Origin of the sequence: Lutibacter sp. (assembly GCF_021647475.1) — a bacterium.
In the GTDB taxonomy this organism is placed as follows: Bacteria; Bacteroidota; Bacteroidia; order Flavobacteriales; family Flavobacteriaceae; genus Lutibacter.
In genome coordinates this window covers 1-21862 of record NZ_JAKIUR010000027.1, presented here as the reverse complement: position 1 = coordinate 21862, position 21862 = coordinate 1, and the positions used below count along the sequence as shown (strand labels likewise).

Annotated in this window: 18 protein-coding genes and 1 tRNA gene; 11 read left to right on the top strand and 8 right to left on the bottom strand. The window is 29.9% G+C overall.

Annotated features, from left to right (window positions below; all coding sequences use genetic code 11):
• Positions 1–54 precede the first annotated feature (54 nt).
• Positions 55–426: an SPOR domain-containing protein gene (locus tag L3J60_RS07950; protein WP_291974965.1), complete on the top strand. Its 372-nt coding sequence runs from the start codon at positions 55–57 to the stop codon at positions 424–426.
• A gap of 42 nt (positions 427–468) precedes the next feature.
• On the opposite strand, the gene infB is transcribed toward L3J60_RS07950, so the two are convergent.
• The 3 genes from infB to rimP are packed head-to-tail and all read right to left on the bottom strand — an operon-like array spanning position 469 to position 5139.
• Entirely contained in the window at positions 469–3363 is a 2895-nt protein-coding gene (gene infB, locus L3J60_RS07945) for a translation initiation factor IF-2 (protein ID WP_291974964.1), read from the bottom strand.
• Positions 3364–3402: 39 nt separating this feature from the next.
• Entirely contained in the window at positions 3403–4662 is a 1260-nt protein-coding gene (gene nusA, locus L3J60_RS07940; RefSeq protein ID WP_291974963.1) for a transcription termination factor NusA, read from the bottom strand.
• A gap of 12 nt (positions 4663–4674) precedes the next feature.
• Positions 4675–5139, bottom strand: coding sequence for a ribosome assembly cofactor RimP (rimP, locus tag L3J60_RS07935; protein WP_291974962.1), 465 nt, complete (start codon positions 5137–5139; stop codon positions 4675–4677).
• Positions 5140–5303: 164 nt separating this feature from the next.
• Between rimP and L3J60_RS07930 the strand changes: the two genes are divergently transcribed.
• Complete coding sequence (locus tag L3J60_RS07930) at positions 5304–6134, top strand: universal stress protein (RefSeq protein WP_291974961.1); 831 nt, start codon at positions 5304–5306, stop codon at positions 6132–6134.
• A gap of 30 nt (positions 6135–6164) precedes the next feature.
• Here the strand turns inward: L3J60_RS07930 and L3J60_RS07925 are convergent.
• A tRNA-Gln gene (locus L3J60_RS07925) sits at positions 6165–6235 on the bottom strand.
• A 162-nt stretch (positions 6236–6397) separates the two neighbouring features.
• Here L3J60_RS07925 and L3J60_RS07920 point away from each other — a divergent pair.
• Positions 6398–9484 carry a DUF2723 domain-containing protein gene (locus L3J60_RS07920; RefSeq protein WP_291974960.1) on the top strand — a complete coding sequence of 1029 codons (3087 nt, stop codon included), beginning with the start codon at positions 6398–6400 and terminating at the stop codon, positions 9482–9484.
• A complete protein-coding gene (locus tag L3J60_RS07915; protein ID WP_291974959.1) occupies positions 9484–10122 on the top strand; it encodes a polysaccharide deacetylase family protein in 639 nt (212 codons plus the stop codon). The genes L3J60_RS07920 and L3J60_RS07915 overlap by 1 nt, the downstream gene beginning before the upstream one ends.
• On the opposite strand, the gene L3J60_RS07910 is transcribed toward L3J60_RS07915, so the two are convergent.
• Both L3J60_RS07910 and L3J60_RS07905 read right to left on the bottom strand, forming a co-directional pair.
• Entirely contained in the window at positions 10119–10415 is a 297-nt protein-coding gene (locus L3J60_RS07910) for a thioredoxin domain-containing protein (protein WP_291974958.1), read from the bottom strand. The genes L3J60_RS07915 and L3J60_RS07910 overlap by 4 nt on opposite strands.
• A gap of 75 nt (positions 10416–10490) precedes the next feature.
• Entirely contained in the window at positions 10491–11702 is a 1212-nt protein-coding gene (locus L3J60_RS07905; protein ID WP_291974957.1) for a metallophosphoesterase, read from the bottom strand.
• A 126-nt stretch (positions 11703–11828) separates the two neighbouring features.
• On the opposite strand from L3J60_RS07905, the gene polA reads away from it, so the two are divergent.
• The 5 genes from polA (at position 11829) to tsf (ending at position 17682) form a co-directional block, all read left to right on the top strand.
• Complete coding sequence (polA, locus tag L3J60_RS07900; protein WP_291974956.1) at positions 11829–14627, top strand: DNA polymerase I; 2799 nt, start codon at positions 11829–11831, stop codon at positions 14625–14627.
• A 225-nt stretch (positions 14628–14852) separates the two neighbouring features.
• Entirely contained in the window at positions 14853–15308 is a 456-nt protein-coding gene (rplM, locus tag L3J60_RS07895) for a 50S ribosomal protein L13 (RefSeq protein ID WP_291974955.1), read from the top strand.
• Positions 15308–15694, top strand: a complete 387-nt coding sequence (rpsI, locus tag L3J60_RS07890) for a 30S ribosomal protein S9 (RefSeq protein ID WP_291974954.1) — start codon at positions 15308–15310, stop codon at positions 15692–15694. The genes rplM and rpsI overlap by 1 nt, the downstream gene beginning before the upstream one ends.
• Before the next feature lie 171 nt (positions 15695–15865).
• Positions 15866–16669: a 30S ribosomal protein S2 gene (gene rpsB, locus L3J60_RS07885; protein ID WP_291974953.1), complete on the top strand. Its 804-nt coding sequence runs from the start codon at positions 15866–15868 to the stop codon at positions 16667–16669.
• A gap of 47 nt (positions 16670–16716) precedes the next feature.
• On the top strand, positions 16717–17682 hold the full coding sequence (gene tsf, locus L3J60_RS07880; RefSeq protein WP_291974952.1) for a translation elongation factor Ts: 966 nt from the start codon (positions 16717–16719) through the stop codon (positions 17680–17682).
• Positions 17683–17738: 56 nt separating this feature from the next.
• Here the strand turns inward: tsf and L3J60_RS07875 are convergent, their stop codons facing one another.
• Entirely contained in the window at positions 17739–18842 is a 1104-nt protein-coding gene (locus L3J60_RS07875; protein ID WP_291974951.1) for a DUF5009 domain-containing protein, read from the bottom strand.
• A 9-nt stretch (positions 18843–18851) separates the two neighbouring features.
• Positions 18852–20180: a sugar MFS transporter gene (locus L3J60_RS07870; RefSeq protein WP_291974950.1), complete on the bottom strand. Its 1329-nt coding sequence runs from the start codon at positions 20178–20180 to the stop codon at positions 18852–18854.
• A gap of 199 nt (positions 20181–20379) precedes the next feature.
• Here L3J60_RS07870 and pyrH point away from each other — a divergent pair, with 199 nt between their 5' ends.
• Both pyrH and frr read left to right on the top strand, forming a co-directional pair.
• A complete protein-coding gene (gene pyrH / locus L3J60_RS07865) occupies positions 20380–21087 on the top strand; it encodes a UMP kinase (RefSeq protein WP_291974949.1) in 708 nt (235 codons plus the stop codon).
• A 25-nt stretch (positions 21088–21112) separates the two neighbouring features.
• Positions 21113–21667: a ribosome recycling factor gene (gene frr / locus L3J60_RS07860; RefSeq protein ID WP_291974948.1), complete on the top strand. Its 555-nt coding sequence runs from the start codon at positions 21113–21115 to the stop codon at positions 21665–21667.
• The last annotated feature ends 195 nt before the right edge of the window (positions 21668–21862 follow it).

Here is a 21862-nt window from a genome sequence, read left to right as displayed (position 1 = left end):
TTTATATAATTTGTTTTTAAAAGGAATAATTTACTTTTGAAAAAAATTAAAATTATGAGTTTAAATTTAAGAAAAATATTGATAGTGTTGATTATAGCAATTTCAAGTAGTTATTCAACTATATATTCGCAAACTGAAAAAGAAAAAATAAATACTTTAATTACTCAAAAAAGAAGTTTTAATAAAAACAATAAAGTATCAACAGTTTATAAAATTCAATTATTTAATGGAGTTGAAAAAAAGGCCTATGCTAAAAAAAATCAGTTTCAATCTATATTTCCTATGTACAAGGTGAAAATAATTTATATTACTCCTGAATGGAAAACCCAAGTTGGAAATTTTGCTACCCGCTTAGAGGCGGATAGAATTTTAAATATAATTCAACAGAAATTTATAGGTGCTTTTGTTTTAAAAGATAAAATTTAGATTCAATAAAAAAGTCGAGCAATGCTCGACTTTTTTATTGAATTAATTTCTTTTAAGTTTCTTTTTAACTTCAACTTCTTGATAAGCTTCAATTACATCACCAACTTCAATATTATTGTAGTTTTTAATTTGAATTCCACAATCATATCCTTTTGCAACTTCTTTAGCATCATCTTTAAAACGCTTTAAAGAGGTTAATTCACCAGAATGAATTACAACATCTTCTCTAATAATTCTAATTTTAGAATTTCTAAATATTTTACCAGAAGTTACCATACAACCAGCAATATTACCAACTTTAGAAATTTTATACACTTCTCTAATTTCAACATTACCTGTAACTTCTTCTTTTATTTCTGCGGACAACATTCCTTCCATAGCATCACGCAAGTCATCAATTGCATCATAAATAATGGAATAGGTTCTGATATCTATTTCTTCATTTTCGGCTATAGATCTTGCATTTCCTGAAGGTCTAACATTAAATCCAATAATAATTGCATCAGAAGCCGTTGCTAATAAAACATCAGATTCTGTAATTGCACCAACTCCTTTATGGATAATATTTACTTGAATTTCATCTGTAGAAAGTTTTTGGAAAGAATTGGTTAAAGCTTCAACTGAACCATCAACATCACCTTTTAAAATAATATTTAATTCTTTAAAGTCTCCTAATGCTATTCTTCTTCCTATTTCATCTAAAGTTACATGGCGTTGTGTACGAACCGATTGCTCACGTTGTAATTGAGCTCGTTTTGTTGCAATTTGTTTTGCTTCTTTTTCATCTTCAAAAATATGAAATTTATCACCTGCTTGAGGTGCACCATCTAAACCTAATATAGATACTGGTGTTGATGGACCTGCTTCACTCATATTATTTCCCCGCTCATCAAACATAGCTTTAACTTTACCACTATGTTTACCAGCTAACATATAATCTCCAATTTTAAGTGTTCCTTCTTGAACCAAAATAGTGGAAACATATCCACGCCCTTTATCTAATAATGCTTCTACAACTGTACCTATAGCATGTTTATTTGGATTTGCTTTTAAATCTAGCATTTCAGCTTCTAACAATACTTTTTCTAAAAGATCTTCAACTCCTTGTCCTGTTTTAGCTGATATTTCTTGAGATTGAATTTTACCTCCCCAATCTTCCACTAATAAATTCATAGCAGAAAGTTGCTCTTTAATTTTATCTGCATTAGCATTAGGTTTGTCCATCTTATTGATGGCAAAAACCATTGGAACTCCTGCTGCTTGTGAGTGACTAATTGCTTCTTTTGTTTGTGGCATTACATCATCATCTGCTGCAATTACGACAATTACCAAATCGGTAACTTGTGCTCCACGAGCACGCATTGCGGTAAAAGCTTCATGACCTGGAGTGTCTAAAAATGCTATTTGTTGCCCGTTTTTTAATTTAACTCCGTAAGCACCAATATGTTGTGTAATTCCACCTGATTCACCAGCAATTACATTTTCATGACGAATATAATCTAATAATGAAGTTTTACCGTGATCTACATGTCCCATAACGGTAACAATTGGAGGTCTTGGTAATAAATCTTCTTCTTTATCTACATCTTCATGTATGGCTTCTTCAACCTCAGCACCAATAAAGTTTACTTTAAATTCAAATTCTTCGGCAACAATAGTAAGTGTTTCAGCGTCTAAACGTTGATTCATTGTAACCATCATCCCTAAAGTCATACAAGCTGAAATAACATTAGTAACCGGAATATTCATCATGGTTGCCAATTCACTAACCGTTACAAACTCAGTAAGTTTTAAAATTTTACTTTCAGCAGCTTGTATTTCAATGTCTATTTCTGATTGTTGTCTATGTAAATCTCTTTTATCTCTTCTGTGTTTTGCTCCTTTACCTTTTTTAGATTTTCCTTGAAGTTTTTCTAAGGTTTCTCTAACTTGTTTTTGAACTTCTGCCTCGGTTGGTTCTGCTTTAACAATTGGTTTTCTATGTGGTCGTTGATTACCTCTTTGATTACCTCTATTTTGATTATTACCCGTAGTTGGCTTTCTAAAGTTTGAAGTAGGTGTCTTTTTTATTCGTTTCCTTTTCTTTTTATTAGCTTCGTTAGTAGCTTTTTTACCTGTAGTTTCTACTTTTTTCTTTTTAGGACGCTCAAACTGTTTTAAATCAATAGTTTGACCAGTCATTTTTGGACCAGATAATTTTTTATAATGAGTAGCTATGGCTTGAGGTTCAGAAAGCGTTTCCTCTTTTGTATCAATTTTTATTTCTTTTTTACTTTCTTTTTTTTCAGCTATAGTTTTAGATTCTTTTGTTTCAGGTTTCTTCTCTTTTATTTCTTTAGCAACTGTTTTCTTTTTAATTTCAGTAACTACCTCTGGCTTTTTTATTTCTTCTTTATTTGTAGTAACTTCTTTAACAGATTTACTTTTAGCTTCAGAAACTTTCTTTTCAGGAACTACTTCAGTTTCTTTAGTCTTAATTTCTTCTTTTATAGGTTCAACTGTTTCAGCTTTAATTTTTTCTTTAGGTTGTTCTTTTTCAACTTTTTCTTGCTTAACGTTTGAAGGTTTTTTATGATGTTTTGGCTCAATATCAATTTTTCCAACCGTTTTTACTTCTAATTTTTCGGCCTTACCTTTAATAACAATCCTTTTTGCTTCTTCTGCTTCACGTTTTAAACGTTGTTTTTCTTCAGCAACAATTCTTAGTTCTTCTTTTTCTTTACGTTTTTCTTCACTAACTTCTTTTGAGGCTGCTTTTTTAGATCTATCCGTTTGAAAACCATCCAATAATATTTGATATTCTTCATCAGATATTTTAGTTGTAGGACGTGCTTCAACTTCAAATCCGTGGGTTTCTAAATGTTCCACGGCTCTATCCAACGAAATATTTAATTCTCGCAATACCTTATTCAGTCTCAATGTTTTGTTGTTAGCCATATAATTATTTTTAAGCCAATTATTTGTTGAATTTAAAAACTAATCTTCAAATTCTTCTTTTAATATTTTTTGAACTTCCAAAATAGTTTCTTCTTCAAGATCTGTTCTACTTACAAGTTCTTCAACACTTTTATCTAATACGCCTTTGGCTGTGTCAATTCCTATGTTACTAAATTCTTTAATAATCCAACCTTCTATTTCATCAGAAAATTCAGATAATTCAACATCATCTTCCATTTCAATTCCCTCTCGTTGAACATCAATATCAAATCCTGTTAATTGAGATGCTAATCTAATATTAACTCCATTTTTTCCAATGGCTTTAGATACTTCTTCTGGCATTAGAAACACTTCTACTCTTCCTTTTTTACCATCAGCTCTACCTTCTTCTTCATGAATAACCATTGAGGCTACTTTTGCTGGACTTAAAGATCGTGCTATAAACAATTCTGTATTTTTCGTATAATTAAGTACATCAATGTTTTCATTGCCTAATTCTCTAACAATACCATGTATTCTAGATCCTTTCATACCAACACAGGCACCAACAGGATCAATTCTATCATCATATGAATCAACGGCTACTTTTGCTTTTTCACCTGGTATTCTGGCAACCTTTTCAATAGTAATTAAGCCATCAAATACTTCTGGTATTTCTTGCTCAAATAGTTTTTCTAAAAATTCAGGTGCTGTTCTTGACAATATAATTACGGGTTTATTACTACGTAATTCTACCGATTTAATAATGCCACGAACTGAATCTCCTTTTCTAAAATAATCAGATCGTATTTGTTCGCTTTTTGGCAAAATAATTTCAGTACCATCATCATCTAATAAAATAATTGCATTATGACGAATGTGATGCACTTCTGCACTATAAATATCTCCTTCTAATTCTTTAAAATGTTTAAAGGTGTTAGTGCTATCGTGTTCATATATTTTTGAGATTAAGTTTTGACGTAAAGCCAAAATAGCTCTTCTTCCTAAATCCATTAACTTAACTTCTTCAGAAACATCTTCTCCAATTTCAAAATCAGGTTCAATTTTTTGGGCTTCGGATAGTTCTATTTCTTCGTTAGGATCTTCAACTTCACCATCTGCAACAACAATACGATTTCTCCATATTTCTAAATCTCCTTTATCTGGATTTATAATAATATCAAAATTGTCATCAGATCCAAATTTTCTTTTTAAAGCTGCTCTAAATACTTCTTCAAGTATTGCCATAAGCGTAACTCTATCAATATTTTTATCTCCTTTAAACTCAGAAAATGATTCAATTAATGCTAAATTTTCCATGCATTCATTTTATTAAAATAATAATTTCACTTTTGCCTCTAAAATATCTTTAAAAGATATTGTTTTATTTTTTACCACTGTTATTTTACCTTTTCCAACAGGTTTTGGTTCTCTTGCTTTCCATTCTAATTCAATGAAATCTTCATTTACATTGTTCAGATTTCCTTCAACTTTTGAATTATCGATTAATTTAACCTGTAAGGTACGATTTATATTTTTTTTATATTGCCGTTTTACAACTAATGGTTTTGCTATATCTGGCGAGGTTACTTCTAACGAAAAATCTTCTTCTTCTCGATCTAAATTATGTTCAATAGCCCTACTAATTCTAATACATTCTTCAAGAGAAATTCCGTTATCTCCATCCACTTCAACTAAAATTTTATTGTCTGGCAAAAAATTTAACGCTATCAAAAATAAACTTAAATTTTCTTCAAGAGCCTCGTTTAACAAGTTTTTAACTGTAACCTTATCCATTTTTTCTATAGAAAGAGGGGACTTACCGTCCCCTCCTTTCCACTTTAATCTCTTTAATTTCGGTGCAAATATAGTAACATTTTTTTAATTGATAAAAAATCATTCTTCTTTTTAATTTAAAATTGCTATTTTTACCATGTATGCAATAATCTAACCACAATTTTATGAAAAGTATTTTAGTCCCTGTCGATTTTTCTGAACAAGCAAAATATGCCGCAAAAGTAGCTACGGATATTGCAAAAATTTCTAACGCAAAAATTTACTTGTTGCATATGCTTGAACTTCCAACTGGTGTTATTGATCCTTCTAGTTATGGCTCATCAAGTAATGCTCCAACTGCTTTGTTATTTTTAAAAAGGGCTCACGAAAAATTTGAAGAATTTAAAAAACTCTCTTTTTTTAAAGGCTTAGAAGTAGAAGATTCTGTTCAATTTCATAAAGCTTTTGACGGAATTATAGAAGAAAGCGAAAATAAAAAAGTAGATCTAATTGTAATGGGATCCAAAGGAACTTCAGGATTGGAAGAAATGCTTATTGGTTCTAACACTGAAAAAGTGGTGCGAAATTCTAAAATTCCGGTGTTAGTTATAAAAAATGAAATTGACCATTTTAAAATTGAGAATGTTGTATTTGCATCTAATTTTGAGAAAAAAAATAAGGCATCTTTTCAAAAAATATTAGATTTTGTATCTCTGTTTAACGCAAGAATTCATTTATTAAAAATTAATACTATTAGTAATTTTGAAACTACAAAGGAATCGAGCGACGCCATAAGAAATTTTATAAATAATTATGACTTAGGAGATTACACCTTAAATATTTATAATGATACCTCTGTTGAAGCTGGTATTATTAATTTCTCTAGTGTTATTGATGCTGATGTAATTTTAATAAACACAAGTGGTAGAAAAGGATTATCCTATTTATTTACTGGTAGTATTGGAAAAGATATATCTAACCATGCTGAATTACCTGTTATTACATTTAAAGTATAAAAAAAGCTCCAATAAATTGAAGCTTTTTTGTTGACCCACAAGGATTCGAACCTTGACTGACGATACCAAAAACCGGAGTGCTACCATTACACCATGGGTCATTTTTCAGGTTGCAAATTTAACTTAAAGTTTTAATTCAACAAATAATTTTTTTGTTTTTTTTGAAAATATACTATTTTAATATTTTATTAAGACTTCAAAGGTGTTACCTTCTTAATATTTAAGTTTAATTTTGTTAAATTCGCATCAATAAAAAAATATACATGAATTCATTCAACTTTAAAAAGTGGAACAACATTACTGGATGGTTTGTTTTCGCAATTGCTCTTTATACTTTCGCATCAACTATTGAACCTACTGTTAGCTATTGGGATTGCGGCGAATATATTTCAACAGCCGTAAAACTAGAAGTTGGACATCCACCTGGAGCTCCTTTATTTCAAATGCTAGGTGCATTTTTTGCCATGTTTACTTCTAAGGCAACCGAACTTGCAAAAATGGTGAATTTAATGTCTGCTTTATCTAGTGCACTTACTATTTTATTCATGTTTTGGACTATTACTGCCTTAGCAAAAAGACTAATTTCAAAAAAAGAAGTCCTATTAAAAAGTACCGGAATTGCAATTTTAGGAAGTGGTTTAGTAGGTGCTTTAACCTATACGTTTACTGATAGTTTTTGGTTTAGTGCAGTTGAAGGAGAAGTGTATGCAATGTCTTCTTTTTTAATGGCATTACTTTTTTGGTTAGGATTGCGTTGGGAAGCCGACATGGATAAACCGCAAGGTAATAAATGGTTGTTACTCATAAGTTTTATTGTTGGTTTATCTTTCGGAGTTCATATTCTATCCTTATTAGTAATTCCATCAATAGTATTTTTATACATTTTCAAAAAATATAAAAATTTAAATATAAAACAATTTGTTATCGCTAATATAGTTGCAATTTTAGTACTAGCATTTGTTTTTAAAATGTTGTTTCCGTTCACCTTAAAATACTTTAGTGGTTTAGAATTATTTTTTGTGAATTCTATTGGACTTCCTTTCAATTCAGGAAGTATAATCGCTTTAATCCTTTTAATAGCTGCTTTTTATTTTGGTTTGAGCTACACTCATAAAAAACAATTAGTAGGAGCTAATACACTTATTCTTTCTGTTTTATTTATTATGATGGGGTTTTCAACCTGGTTAATGCTTCCTATTCGAGCAAATGCAGATACCACCATTAATGAAAACGATCCGTCTAGTGCAAGAGAGTTATTGGCCTATTACAACAGAGAACAATATGGTGATACCAATGTTTTTTATGATACTTATTATTCTATAATTTATAATAGAGAAACTGATAAAGATCAACCCACAAAGGATGATAAACCTAAATATGAGAAAAATGAGAAACTTGGAGAATATGTTATTGTAAATCATTACAAAAATGCATTACCCAATTGGAGCAGTACTCAAAAAGGATTTATTCCTAGAATGGTTAGTACCGATGCTTCTGTTATTAAAAATTATAAAGCAATTGCTGGTATTCCTCAAAAAAGTAAACGCAGACCAACATTTTTAGAAAATCTAAAATTTATGTTCGATTTTCAATTTGGTTATATGTATGCTCGCTATTTTATGTGGAATTTTGTTGGAAGGCAAAATGATATACAAGGTCAGCTAGATAATTTAAATGGCAATTGGCTAAGCGGAATTAATTTTATTGATACTTGGCATTTAGGTCCACAGTCTAATTTACCAACAGATATGAAAAATAATAAAGGCAGAAACACCTATTATTTTCTTCCTTTTATCTTGGGCTTTATAGGATTATTTTTTCAACTTAATAAAAACAAAAAAGATTTTTACATTTTATTACTATTTTTCCTTTTTACTGGATTAGCAATTATTTTTTATACAAATCCTAAACCTTTTGAACCTCGAGAAAGAGATTATGCCGTAGTTGGTTCCTTTTACATTTTTGCAATTTGGGTTGGCTTTGGAGTTTTAGCCATTTATGAAAAACTGAAAAAATATGCTAATAAAAATGCGGTTGCAATTGCCACAACCGTAATTTCGTTATTAGCTGTACCAACCATTATGGCTTCTCAAAATTGGAATGACCACGACAGATCCAACAGATATACAGCTCGCCTAAATGCAAAAGCATATTTAGATTCGTGTGATAAAGATGCCATACTATTTACTATTGGTGATAATGACACGTTCCCACTTTGGTATATGCAAGAAGCTGAAAATTATAGAACCGATATAAAAACCATAAATACAAGTTTATTTCAAACGGATTGGTATATCGACCAAATGAAACGCAAAACTTATGATGCCGACCCAATTCCGTCACAATTAAAACATGATGATTATAAATGGGGATCCTTAGATATTGCTTATTATTTTGAAGAACTTTTCCCAAAATACAAAGATTCCGTGATGGATATCAACTATTTTATGAAATGGATTCAAAGTAAAAACAAAATAACTTTTTATGATTTAGATGATGATGGAATACCCGATAAAGTTTTACCTACCAATAAAATACGAATTCCTGTTGATAAAGAAGCTGTATTAAAAAACGGTATTGTTGCAAAAAAAGATTCTGCTTTAATTGTTCCTTATATCGATATTAACATTGGAAGCACTTTGACTAAAAACAGAATTTTAATGTTAGATATTATGGCTAATAACCATTGGAAACGTCCAATATATTTTACTGGAGGTGCACAAGCTCCTGAAGAATATATCTGGATGAAAGATTACCTTGAATTAGATGGCTTAGCCTACAAATTAGTACCTATTAGAACCCCAGATAAAGGAAGCTTTTTTGATATGGGAAGGATTGACGCAGATGTAATGTATAAAAAAGTCAAAAATTGGGATTGGGGAACCATTACCGATGACAATGTTTATTTAGATCCTGAAACTCGTAAAAACGCAGTTACTTATCGTAATAATATGGAGCGTTTAGTCAGAGCCTTAATCAAAGAAAACAAAATGAAAAAGGCAGAAGAAATTTTAGATATTTCTTTAGAAAAAATGCCTGTGCACAAATTTGGACATTATAGCATGTTAATTCCGTATGTAGAACTGTATTATAAACTAGGTAAAAAAGAGAAAGCACGACATTTGGCCAAACAGTTAAAAGAAGTTTTCCAAGAAGATTTAACTTATTTTAGTCAATATCCAGAAAATGAAATACCATCGGTTTATGATGAAATTGAACGTAATTTATTAATGTATGACCAATTGGTTAAAACAGCTTCAAAATATGACGATAAAGATTATATAAATTCTATTAAAGATGAATACATTAGTTATCTAAAATTGTATGATTTTTTAATTAAGGATCAATAATGAAAAAGTATATTGTAAAAACACCAAAGGTCGTAAAACATATATTTAGTAATTGGAAATGGAAATTTTCTACATTAGAAAAAGTAATTTATTTAACTTTTGATGATGGTCCAACACCAAAAATAACTACTTGGGTTTTAAATGAACTTAAAAAACACAAAGCAAAAGCTACTTTTTTTTGTGTTGGAAAAAATGTAGTTAATCATCCTAAAATAGTTTCTACCGTTATTAATGAAGGTCATACTATTGGAAACCATACTCACAACCATGCAAAAGGTTTAAATATGACCACTGATAAATACTTATTAGAAGTAGCTTCTGGTGAAAAAGCTATACTAAAAACAACAAAAATAAAACCCAATTTGTTTAGACCTCCTTATGGTAAATTTAAAATTTCACAAGCCAAACAGATACGAAAAAAAGGCTATAAAATTATTATGTGGGATGTATTAAGTGCTGATTTTGACACTTCAATTACTAAAGAACAATGTTTACATAACGTTATAAAAAATACTGAAAACGGCAGTGTTGTTACCTTTCATGACAGCAAAAAAGCAATTGAAAATTTAAAATATGTTTTACCTAAAATTTTAAAGTATTATTCTGAAAAAGGATTTGCTTTTAAAGCAATCTACTAAACATACTGTTCCACTAAACTAATTAAGGTATTAGCATCTTGGTCTCCAGATTGACGCCATTTCATTTCACCATTTTTATAGATGATAAATGTAGGATTTCCTTTAATTCTCAAAGCATTTGCTAATATTTCATTCTTTTCCATATCAATTTTTATCACTTTTGCTCTATCACCTAAAGCTGCTGCAACATCACGTAAAATACTGTGTAAACTATTTTCTTCATCATCCCATTCAGCAAAAAAATCTATTAAAACAGGAATATCTGAACTAATTAACTCTCCAAATTTTGCCATATTATTATTCTTAAAAACTTGCTTTTATCAAAATGCCTTATACAAATGTAACATTTTAATTTAAAAAATTAGTATTTACTTCTTTTTCAAGGTAATTCCGGTAATTTCTGGCCAAATACCAACTCTACCAGGAAATGCTAAAAAACCAAAACCACGATTTACATTTATATATCGATTAAACTCTTTATAAATTCCCGCCCACTGTTTATAAATATATTGAATTGGGCTCCACTTAAACCCAGGAATTTCAATACCAAACTGCATGCCGTGAGTATGACCGCTTAAAGTTAACTGATAATTATTTGGATGATTTTTAACTTCGGTATTCCAATGAGATGGATCATGACTCATTAAAATTTTGAAATCTTCTTTATTAATTTTTTCAGAAGCTTTTATTAAATCTCCTGCTTTTTTAAATCGAGTTCCCCAGTTTTCAACACCAATTAAAGCAATTTTCTGATTGTTATTTTCTAAATAAACACTATCATTTAACAATAAATTAAATCCTATTTTTGGGTGAATAGCTTTTATCGCTTTAAAATTTTGATCTTTTTCTTCGGAAGAATTCCAACGAACATATTCTCCATAATCATGATTACCTAAAACTGAATATTTCCCGAAAGGTGCTTTTAATTTTTTGAAATACGAAATCCAGCTATCCATTTCATCTGCGGTATTATTCACAATATCACCAGTAAATAAAATTACATCAGATTTTTGTTCATTAATTAAATCAATTCCATAATTAATTTTTTCGGCATCGTCAAAACTTCCACTATGAATATCAGAAATATGAGTAATTGTAAATCCATCAAAAGCCTCAGGTAAATCATTAAAAAATAAGGTGTGTTTTATCACTTTAAAATTATATTTCCCTTTAGTCATTCCATAAATTATAGACGCAAAAGGAATAGCTGCTAAACCTAACGCAACCTTGCTCACAAAAACTCTCCGTTCAAGAAAATGAGTTGTTGTTGAGGAATTAAAAAAGTAAGAAAATCCAGTATTGAAAACTCTAAAAATATCTTCAGAAAACAAAACTAGAATAGCTGTTATTTTAGGAATTATTGATAAAATTAATAATCCAATGGCTAACATTAAAGAATGATTAAATCCGTGACTTCCTCTAAAATTTGACAAATGATAAATTACATTTACCAAAATTGCTAATGAAATAAGCCAATAAATTACTAAAATTAACCTGTTTTTAGTCAGTAATTTTACACTTTGGTAAGCGTAAAAATCGATTAATAAAATAAAAACTATAAAAAGTAGCCATCTAACCATAAAAACAAATTCAATTTAAAGTAAATATAATCTATATTTTAAATAATAGTTTTCCAAATGAATTAAGGATTTGTTAAAATTGATTTTATTACTTTTACTCCAATTAAAAATGCTTAATTAAAATACATGTCAAAACAAAAACGCCTTTTTCTATTAGATGCATTCGCTTTAATTTTCCGCGGTTATTATGCTTTAATTAAAAACCCAAGAATCAACTCAAAAGGAATGGATACTTCCGCTATTTTAGGGTTTACAAATTCACTTTTAGATGTTATTAAACGTGAAAAACCGGATCATTTAGCGGTTGCTTTTGACAAGGGCGGTTCTCATAGCAGAACCAAAGCATTGCCAAGTTATAAAGCAAACAGATTAGAAACTCCAGAAGCTATAAAAATTGCAATTCCTTATATTCATAAAATATTAGAGGCTATGCACATTCCAATTATTGAAAAAGAAGGTTTTGAAGCCGATGATTTAATTGGAACGCTTTCAAAACAAGCGGAAAAAGCAGGTTTTCAAACTTTTATGGTAACTCCTGATAAAGATTTTGCACAGTTGGTTTCTGAAAATATTTTCATGTATAAACCCGCAAGAATGGGAAATGGAATTGAAATTTGGGGAATTCCTGAAGTTCAAAAACGCTTTGAAATTGAACGTCCTGAACAAGTAATTGATTATTTAGGAATGATGGGCGATGCGGTTGATAATATTCCCGGATTACCTGGTGTTGGTGATAAAACAGCTAAAAAGTTTTTAAAAGAATATGGAAGTATGGAAAATCTTTTAGCTAATACTCATGAGCTTAAAGGTAAAATGAAGGAAAAAATTGAAGCCAACAAAGATTTGGGACTTCTTTCCAAAAAATTAGCAACTATAATGCTTGATTGCCCAGTTACTTTTAATGAAAGTGATTTTGAATTAAATCATCCCGATTTTGAAAAAACAAATGAAATTTTTAAAGAATTAGAATTTAGACGAATTAATGAAAGTCTTCCAAAAATATTTAAAAACCACCCTGAAATTAATTCATCAGAAAAAAAAGAAGAAAACACTTCAAAAATACAAAATACAACCACTCAACAATTTGATTTATTTTCAAATGCTCCTGAAAATAGCTCAATAAAAAATGCTACTTCTGAAAAAGTTTACCAATACATAACAACTTCTTTAGCCAGAAAATTAGTTTTATCAAAATTAAACAATCAAACAAAAGTTAGTTTTCATATTGAAACTTTAGAAGCCGATTTTTTAACTTGTAATTGGCTTGGAATAGCTTTTTCTTATCAAGAAAATTCAGGATATTACATTCCGTTTATTCAAAATGAAATTCCAAATATTTTAGAAGAATTCAAACCTTTTTTTGAAAACGATAACATTGAAAAAATTGGACAACATTTAAAATTTTACAGTAAACTTTTAAGCAATTATCAAATAAAACTTAAGGGAAAACTATTTGACACTCGGTTGGCACATTATTTATTACAACCCGACATGCGTCATAACTTAAATGTTTTGTCCGAAACTTATTTAGATTTCAGTCCTAATTCATTGGAATCTATCATTGGGAAAAAAGGAAAAAATCAACTAAATTTTAAGGGAATAGATTTAGATAAACAAGCAAATTTTGTTTGCGAACAAGCTGATATTGCGTTTCAATTACAACCCCTTTTTGAAAAGAAATTAGAAGAATTAAATTTAACCAAACTTTATAATGAAATAGAAATTCCTTTACTTTCAGTTTTAGCTTCTATGGAAATGGAAGGAATAAAGTTAGATGAACCTTTTTTAAATTCGCTATCAAAAAACCTTACTGAAGATATCTTAGATTTAGAAACTAAAATTTATAAGGAAGCTGATGTTGAATTTAACTTAGCTTCGCCAAAACAATTGGGTGATGTTTTATTTGAACATTTAAAACTAGTTGAAAAACCAAAAAAAACTAAAACGGGACAATATGCAACTGGAGAAGAAATTTTATCAAAATTAGCATCAAAACATACTATTGTACAAAATATTTTAGAGTGGCGTGGATTAGTAAAATTAAAAAATACTTATGTTGATGCGTTACCGAATGAAGTAAATCCAAAAACAGGACGAATACACACAACTTACAGTCAAACCGTTGCAGCAACGGGTAGATTAAGTTCTTTAAATCCAAATCTCCAAAACATTCCAATTAGAACAGAACGAGGCAAACAAGTGCGAAAAGCATTTGTTCCACGTGATAAAAATTATACGCTGGTAGCTGCAGATTATTCCCAAATTGAACTTCGTATTATCGCTGCCTTAAGCGAAGATGAAAGTATGATAGCATCTTTTCAAAGAGGAGAAGATATCCATAAAGCAACTGCTTCAAAAGTATTTAACGTTCCTTTATCAGAAGTTACACGTGCTCAACGAAGCGATGCCAAAGCAGTTAATTTTGGTATTATTTATGGTCAGGGAGCTTTTACATTGGCACAACAATTAAACAAATCACGAGCTGAAGCTAAAGAACTGATTGATAACTATTATGCAACTTTTCCAACTTTAAAAAATTACATTTCTAATCAAATAGAAATTGCTCAAGAAAACGGTTTTGTAGAAACCATTTTAGGTCGCCGTAGATATTTAAAAAATATAAATTCTCAAAATGCCATTGTTCGAAAAGCCGATGAGCGAAATGCAGTAAACGCACCCATACAAGGAAGTGCAGCCGATATTATTAAAATGGCAATGATTAAAATAAATCAATTATTAAAAAAAGGAAATTATAAAACAAAAATGTTATTACAAGTTCATGATGAGTTGGTTTTCGATATGCATTTATCAGAAAAAAACAAGTTAAAACCACTACTAAAACAAACTATGGAAAACGCTTTTAAACTTTCAGTTCCGTTAACCGTTGATGTTGGAGAAGGAAATAACTGGTTAGAAGCCCATTAAATAATTAATAATGAGCAATTATGAATTAAAAATGGTAATTCAAAACTTGTAATTCATAATTAATTTTCTATTTATACAAAGTGCTATTTCCTTTAAACAAATAGCTATTTTTTTACCACAAAAAATCTGTAATTCTCAGTTTGTTATCTAAATAATAGTTTGTACATTTGCACTCCCTTTTTAGGGAACAAAAATAAATATTTAACTATAACAAAGAATTTAATTGTGAATACATTAAGTTACAAAACAGTGTCAGCTAACAAAGCAACCGTTACTAAAGAATGGTTAGTAGTTGATGCCGACGGCCAAACGTTGGGTCGTCTAGCTTCTAAAATAGCAATGCTTATTAGAGGTAAAAACAAACCAAACTATACTCCTCACGTAGATTGCGGAGACAATGTAGTGGTTATCAACGCAGAAAAAATAAATTTAACTGGTAAAAAATGGAGTGACAAAACTTACATTCGTCACACTGGTTATCCAGGGGGTCAAAGATCATTAACTGCTATTGAAGTTTTTCAAAAAAATCCAATTAAATTGGTGGAAAAAGCAGTAAAAGGAATGTTACCTAAAAATAAATTAGGTAGTGCATTATACAGAAATTTATATGTATATGCAGGTGCTGAACACAAACAAGAAGCTCAATCACCAAAAGCTATTAACCTTAACGATCTTAAATAATGGAAACCATACACAAAATAGGTAGAAGAAAAACAGCCGTTGCTCGTATTTATGTTTCTGACGGAAAAGGAAATATTATCGTAAACAAAAAAGATTATAAAGATTACTTTACTACAGCAACTTTACAATATAAAATAATGCAAGCCCTTAACTTAACTGATAATGCAAAAGCATTTGACATTAAAGTTAATGTTTATGGTGGCGGTATAACAGGACAAGCAGAGGCTATTAGATTAGCCATTTCAAGAGTTTTAATAGAAATTGATCCTGAAAACAGAATAATTCTTAAACCAGAAGGATTACTTACAAGAGACCCAAGAATGGTTGAACGTAAAAAATTCGGTCAAAAGAAAGCAAGAAAAAAATTCCAATTCTCAAAACGTTAATCGTTTTATTGAATTATTTTGCCAATATAATTGGCAGTTCATTGAAATTAAAATTAAACAAGTTGTCGTTGAATCAGTCAATGACTGTAAAAAGTTTAGCATCCAAATAGGGAAGATCGGATTTCCGCTACTTCCCTATTGCTAACTCAACGGAACGTAAACTAAATACAAATGACAAATATTGAAATTAAAGAATTATTAGACGCAGGTGTACACTTCGGTCACCTAACTCGCAAATGGGATCCAAATATGGCTCCTTACATTTATGGAGAACGCAATGGTGTTCACATCATTGACCTTTATAAAACTGTTGCAAAAATTGAAGAAGCTTCTGAAGCATTAAAAAAAATTGCAGCCTCAGGCAGAAAAATACTTTTTGTAGCTACCAAAAAACAAGCAAAAGAAATTATCTCAGAAAAATCTAAAAGTGTTAATATGCCTTTCATTACAGAAAGATGGCCAGGCGGAATGTTAACTAACTTTGTGACTATCAGAAAAGCTGTTAAAAAAATGTCAGTAATTGATAGGATGAAACAAGATGGTTCTTTTGATGCTCTTTCAAAAAGAGAAAAATTACAAATTAACCGCCAAAGAGCAAAATTAGAAAAAAACTTAGGTTCTATTACTGATATGACACGTTTACCAGGTGCTGTTTTTGTAATTGATGTTAAAAAAGAACACATTGCAATAGCAGAAGCTAAAAAATTAAATATTCCAATTTTTGCTATGGTTGATACCAATTCAGATCCAAGAGGAATTGATTATGTAATTCCTTCTAATGATGATGCTTCTAAATCTATTGACAAAGTTTTAGGCTATGTTACTGAAAATATTGCTGAAGGATTATCTGAAAGAAAATCGGCAAAAGAAGCAAAAGACAAAGTGGCTGCAGAAAAAGCTAATGCTGCTAAAGAAGCAAAAGAAAAATTAGCTGCTGAAAAAGCTAGTGCTGCTAAAGCTCAAGAAACTAAATAATAAACGTTTAATAATTGAAAATTATTTTCAATAAAAATTAATAGAATATGGCAAAAATTACAGCCGCAGAAGTTAATAAATTAAGGAAATCTACCGGAGCAGGTATGATGGACTGTAAAAATGCTCTTGTTGAAGCCGAAGGTGATTTTGACAAAGCGGTATCAATTTTACGTAAAAAAGGACAAAAAGTTGCAGCAAAAAGAGCAGATAGAGATAGCTCTGAAGGTGCTGTTATTGCAAAAGTAAATGATGACAATACACAAGGCGTTATTATTTCATTAAATTGTGAAACTGATTTTGTTGCTAAAAATGAAAGTTTTGTTGCATTGGCAAAAGAATTTGCTGCTGTTGCATTAAACACTAATTCTAAAGAAGAATTTCTAAATGCTGATTTTGGAGAAATGACCGTTGCTGAAAAATTAATTGAGCAAACTGGTATTATTGGTGAAAAATTAGAAATTGGCGGTTTTGAAAAAGTATCAGGAGCATTTGTAGGTTTATACATTCACGCAGGAAATAAAATTGCTGCCGTAACTGTATTATCTGCAAATATTGATAATGCAGACGTAGTTGCAAAAGATGTTTCAATGCAAGCTGCAGCTATGGGTGCAACTACTTTATCTTATAAAGATCTTGACCCTACATTTGTTGCTTCTGAAACTGAAGCAAGAATTGCTGTTATTGAAAAAGAAAATATTGAACTTGGACGATTAGGTAAAACATTAAAACATGTTCCAACTTATATTTCAAGATTACAATTGACTGATGAAATTATTGCAAAAGCTAAAGAAACTATAAAAGCAGAACTTAAAGCCGAAGGTAAACCTGAACAAATTTGGGATAGAATTTTACCTGGAAAATTAGAACGCTTTATTTCTGACAATACAACTTTAGATCAAGAATTATGTCTTTTAGACCAAAACTTTATAAAAGATGAAAAACAAACAGTTGCCAATTACGTTAAATCAAAAGGTGTTGAAGTAACCGATTTTAAACGTGTATCTTTAGTGTAAATAATAACACATAAAATTATAAAAAGGCTTCACTTTCAGTGAAGCCTTTTTTATAATCAAATTTTTATAAATATTTTCTTTTTATATAGAACATATGCAAATAGCCAAAAGAAAATAATATGACTAACAGCAAATAATAAAGATCCATTCATATTTCCTGCAATTGGCACAAAAATATCTTTATATAAATAGCCATAACCAGAAATAATATTACCATTTGTAGTCGTTATTTTTATAATATATATCAAAACTTTAATATAAAGTATTGATAGCATAAAAATAAATAATGGATTTGATCCAAAATGAATAAATGGATTTGCCCATTTTTTTATTTCTTTCACATCAATAATCCATAATAATAAAGCTAAAACTAACATTGCCCAACCTGCTGTGTACACAACATAAGAACTTGTCCATAACGGTTTATTAATTGGAAATAAATATCCCCAAAACCATCCAATTATTACACCTAAAATACCAAAAATTATTAATTTTTTAATAGCTTGTAAAATACCATCTGAAATCTCAATTAATCGACCAGAAAAATACCCCAATAATACAGTTGCAATAGAAGGGATTGAAGATAATAATCCTTCTGGGTCAAAGGAAATTCCAAAGCCATGATAGATATGATTTTCACCTAAAATAAATAAATCTAATTTCCGTGCAATATTAGATTCTAGTGAATATACATTTCCATGTCCACCAAAATATAAAATCATCCAATATCCAACTAGAATCATAAAGCATATTACTAATAATTGTTTAAAATTAAATTTCATACACAAAATAGCAGCAAACAAATATGCAATTGCAATACGTTGTAACACCCCAAAAACGCGTAAATGTTCAAAATTAAATTTCGGAAAAGCATTCAAAAAAAGTCCTAATAAAAATATAACTGAAAATCTTTTTAAAACTTTTAAAAGTCCTTTTTTAGTAATCCCTGTACCATATTTTTTAAAAGAATACCACATAGATACCCCTACTATAAATAAGAAAAAAGGAAATACCATATCAGTTGGTGTACATCCATTCCATTTTGAATGTCGTAACGGAGCATAAACATAATTCCAACTTCCTGGGGTATTTACTAAAATCATTAAAGAAATTGTTAATCCTCTTAAAACATCAAGTGCTATTAATCTTTTTGTTTTCATATTTAAAATTTAGTCTTTTTTCAATCCTAATTTATGCCCAGCAATTGCATAATATAAAATGATGATATAACAAGGCAGTAAAATCCAATATCCAGAAGTTGCAGCTTGTGCTGTTGCAGCCACTTCACTAAGTCCTTTAGCTATTAAATTAACTTTATTATTATCTACAAATAAGCCATATAATGGAGGGATTATAGCTCCGCCAGATATTGCCATTATTAATAATGCAGATGCAGTTTTTGTAAATTTACCAAGTCCTTTAAGAGTTAAAGGCCAAACCGCTGGCCAGACCAATGCGTTAGCAATTCCTAATGCTGCTACAAAAAGAATTGAAGTAAATCCAGTGGTAAAAACAATACAAAATGTAAATATAATACCCAAAATAGCACTTATTCTTAAAGCTTTAGCTTGACTAATATATTTAGGAATTAAAAATACTCCTAGAGCGTAAGTGGCAACCATTGCCATTAGTGTGAAAGTTGTAAAAAACCTAGCATCTGCAGCAGGAAATCCTAAAGAAATTCCATATGCAATAATGGTATCTCCAGCTACTACTTCTGCTCCAACATACATAAACAATGTTAAAACACCCAGCCATAAATGTGGAAATTGAAAAATACTTGTTTTTGAAGTTTCTCCTTCTTTTGGAGGTTGAATTGGTTCGGCCTCTACATGAGGTAATGGTGCTTTTAAAATTAAAAGTCCTAATACCGCCAAAACAACAGCCATAATAATATATGGGAGAACTACACTATTTGCCATTTCGTCTAATAAAATAGCCTTTTCACTTGTTGAAACTTGTAAAAGTTTTTCTTTTATTCCATCAATTCCAGACAATAATATTGTACCAAAAATTAAAGATCCTAATGCCCCTGCTACTTTATTTGCAATACCCATAATGGCTATACGTTTTGCACCACTTTCTATAGGTCCTAAAATTGTAATGTATGGATTTGCAGCTGTTTGCAATAAAGTCATTCCAATTCCTTGTATGAATATACCTGACAAAAACACCCAATACGTTCTTGCTTCTGCAGCGGGAATAAAAACGAGAGCTCCAACAGCCATTACTAACAATCCTAATGACATTCCTTTTCTATATCCTATTTTATTTAGAATATATGATGCTGGTAAAGCCATTACCACAAATGAAATATAAGATGCTGAAGCTACTAAAAATGACTGTGCAGAAGTTAGTTCATTAATGGTTTTCATAAATGGAATTAACGCTCCGTTAATCCACGTTACAAATCCGAATACAAAAAACAACCCTGCTATTATTAAAATTGGAATAGTATAATTAGTTTTATTATTGGTTGGAGTTGTTTGGTCTTTCATATTAAAATTCTTTAAAGTAATTTCTGTTTAATAAAAATTTAATTGCCAAGGTACAAAATTTTCAAAAGCTTGATTTCTATATTATCTTTAATTATAAACTTGCTGTTATTAATAGATCCTAATCCTTAAAAATCTATAAAAGTAATAGCTATAAATACTAACAACTATTTATTATATTTGCATAACTTTCAAATTAATTATGGCTTATAAAAGAATATTATTAAAATTAAGTGGCGAAGCATTAATGGGTGATCGCCAATATGGTATTGACCCAGCAAGATTAGCTGAATATGCTAAAGAAATAAAAAAAATTGTAACTAAAGGAATTGAAGTAGCCATAGTAATTGGTGGTGGAAATATTTTTAGAGGTGTTGCAGGGGCAAGTAACGGAATTGATAGAGTTCAAGCAGATTATATGGGAATGTTAGCCACTGTAATTAATGGCTTAGCTTTACAAAGTGCCTTAGAAGATGAAGGGATTTATACACGGCTTTTAACAGCTATTAAAATGGAACAAGTTGCTGAACCGTTTATTAAAAGAAGGGCAGTTCGTCATTTAGAAAAAGGTCGGGTTGTAATTTTTGGAGGAGGAACTGGAAACCCATATTTTACAACAGATACTGCGGCAGTTTTAAGAGCAATTGAAATTGGTGCTGATGTAATTTTAAAAGGAACTAGAGTTGATGGAATTTACTCATCAGATCCTGAAACAAATAAAAATGCAACAAAATTTGAATCTATTACTTACAAAGATGTTATGAATAAAGGTTTAAAAGTAATGGATTTGACCGCATTTGCACTTAGTCAAGAAAATAACTTACCTATTGTTGTATTTGATATGAACACCAAAGGAAATCTTGAAAAGGTTATTTCCGGTGAAAATATTGGCACAAAGGTTGATAAATAATTTCCGATAATTAAACTTTTTGATTATGAATGAAGAACTAGAATTTATTGTTGATAGCACAAAAGAACTTATGCAAAATGCTATTTTGCACTTAGCAGATGAATTTAGAAACATTAGAGCTAGTAAAGCCACACCATCAATGTTAGGCGGAGTAACGGTTGAATATTATGGTTCACAAACGCCACTAACTCAAGTTGCAAATGTTAGCACTTTAGATGCACACACCATTACCGTTCAACCTTGGGAAAAACATTTATTGCATGATATTGAAAAGGCTATTATGATTGCCAATTTAGGTTTTAACCCAATGAATAATGGGGAAGTTATTATTATAAATGTTCCCATTTTAACTGAAGAACGAAGAAAAGAACTCTCTAAACAAGCAAAATCTGAAGCTGAAAAAGCAAAAGTAAGTATTAGAAATAGTAGAAAAGATGCTATGAATGAAATTAAAAAAACTGAAGCATCAGAAGATATGCAAGGAAATACAGAAATTGATGTTCAAAAATTAACGGATAAATATATAGCTGAAGTAGATGAAATTTACAAGATAAAAGATGTAGAAATTATGAAAGTTTAATTTTTGAAAACTTAACTTTAAAAAAATTGAAAGCACTCTAAGGCTATGGAGTGTTTTTTTATTAACTTAACCCGTTGTGCATTATGATAAAATTTCGTCAATTCGAGTGAATTTTAGCCTTTTTAGGCTTAAAATTAGTATCGAGAATAGGTTTTTTATTTAAAAACAGCCGTTCTCGATACAATTTTTTATCAA